2 protein-coding genes are annotated in these 1,734 nt (G+C 58.2%); one reads left to right on the forward strand and one right to left on the reverse strand.

Annotated elements, in window-relative coordinates; all coding sequences use genetic code 11:
- Positions 1 to 292 precede the first annotated feature (292 nt).
- On the reverse strand, positions 293 to 1,087 hold the full coding sequence (locus tag ABLE43_RS23120) for a hypothetical protein (protein WP_348980278.1): 795 nt from the start codon (positions 1,085 to 1,087) through the stop codon (positions 293 to 295).
- A 140-nt stretch (positions 1,088 to 1,227) separates the two neighbouring features.
- On the opposite strand from ABLE43_RS23120, the gene ABLE43_RS23125 reads away from it, so the two are divergent.
- Positions 1,228 to 1,431, forward strand: coding sequence for a helix-turn-helix domain-containing protein (locus ABLE43_RS23125; RefSeq protein WP_348980279.1), 204 nt, complete (start codon positions 1,228 to 1,230; stop codon positions 1,429 to 1,431).
- Positions 1,432 to 1,734: the final 303 nt, after the last annotated feature.

Genomic DNA, 1,734 nt, shown 5'->3' on the forward strand with positions numbered 1-1,734 from the left:
TCAGTCCGCTTGCCCAGACAATGTGGCTCAATCTTCGCCCATTGGGCATCCGTCAGTACGTCTCGGTCCATCCAAAGCGTGAATCACATTCGTAAAGCTTTGTGAATCCCCACAGACCCTAGAGTTTGATCGATGCGCCGACAGAGAAGGTCTCGCAATAGGGCGTCGACCGGCGAGTCCAAGGCGCGTGCTAGTGTCTTCGCGTCGGTGATGTTGAGCATTTCGGTTCTCCAGAATCAAAAAGCCCCCGGCGGTGAGGCCGAGGGCTGCGGGCGTCTGATTGGGCTAAGCTTTAAAACTTGGGCATTGTCACAGCCGGGAGGTCGCTGGGGACACAGGTGCCCGTGCCGCGTTGCCTGCTCCCTGTTGCAAAAGACCGATTTGCTTCGACCCGTGTAGTCCTGAGCTCGATCATCCCTCGTGTCCGGTCGAGAACCCATGTCCTTTGGAAGAGATATCCTCCATTCTGGGACTCATCGGTCAGAACAACGGCTGTCCCATCGTATGAGCCCCGACACGTTCGGCCTTCACAAACCGGTTCGAAAAAACCTTTCGCTTGGTCATACCGGCCAAAGGCGCGAACGCCGTCGTACAACACGAAATATTGGGTCTCCTGGTCTTGGCGTGTCCCCGTATCCCGGCCGGCGGTATCGACATCGAGCGTCTCGAACGCGATATCGCACTTGATAACTGACTTCGAGCCCAGATCGATCAGGCTGGCGCATCGCTGTTCATCAAGCAGGACAGTTTCTGCCGGGACCCTGTCACTGGCCGGAAGGTCGATCCGTATGGAGACGGCGTAGCGTTGCATCGCGCTACGCACCCGCATGCTACCGCAGAACGGTGTCCACTTCTCGCTCAGCATCCTATCTTGGACCTCGCGAGCATCGCGTGGTCGCGTCGGACCGATTGTCAGCGTGAGCGTACGACCGCTCACAGATGCGTCGTTGACCGTGGCCATTCCTATGACCTTGCCGCGCGCAGATATGGCGGCATCGTTGAGAATGCGTCGAGCGACAGCATCGTCAGGGGACGACTGTCCGGCCGCAGCTTGAAGCAGCGCAAAAACAAGAATTGCTGTTGTCATGGGTTACCTCGGTTTTGGGGGGGGCAAGGATCAACAGGCAGTTCCCCGCAGGTAAATTTACCGGCGAGCATGCCCAACGCTAGAAAAAAGAGATTCATAGTCCGTGGTCCGATCGGCATCGCTCCTGCTGAAGCTGGAGGATGGACGTCCGGCGCAGATTGGCCGCAAACATGAAGCGGCTGCGCAAAGAGCGCGGATGGTCGCAGGAGGCGCTCGCAGACGAGGCTGGGCTGGATCGCACCTACATCAGCGGTATTGAGCGGATCGTGCGCAACCCCACGGTTACGGTTGTTGAGAGGATCGGATCAGCGCTGCAATGTCGGCTGGGGGACCTATTGGACTGAGCCCATCATATAAGATGGCTGAGTTTGCGCGGCGGCTTTGCGCCCCAATAGCGGTCGTCGAAGCGATGGTAAGCTCGGACCGAAAGCGGACTAATCACTACTGTTATCCGGGCCGTCCTAATATCTGCTCATGAAACCGCGTACGAAAAGCCTTATCGCTAGCTGGTAGGGAGCTAGACGTGTGGATCGGCGTGGAAAAGGGACCCCGGTAGCGGGGTGATCGGCGTCGAAAAAGGACCCCTCATCCCGGTGGTCTAGGCTGTTCGCTTGGCGGTGTGTCAGGCGGCGAGATCGGGATGCTGG

This window comes from Sphingomonas silueang (assembly GCF_040049155.1).
Classification (GTDB): Bacteria; Pseudomonadota; Alphaproteobacteria; order Sphingomonadales; family Sphingomonadaceae; genus Sphingomonas; species Sphingomonas silueang.

Coding starts and splice junctions, on each gene's coding strand:
- ABLE43_RS23120 (WP_348980278.1), bottom strand. CDS start 1,087: ATGACAACAGCAATTCTTGTTTTTGCGCTGCTTCAAGCTGCGGCCGGA.
- ABLE43_RS23125 (WP_348980279.1), top strand. CDS start 1,228: ATGGACGTCCGGCGCAGATTGGCCGCAAACATGAAGCGGCTGCGCAAA.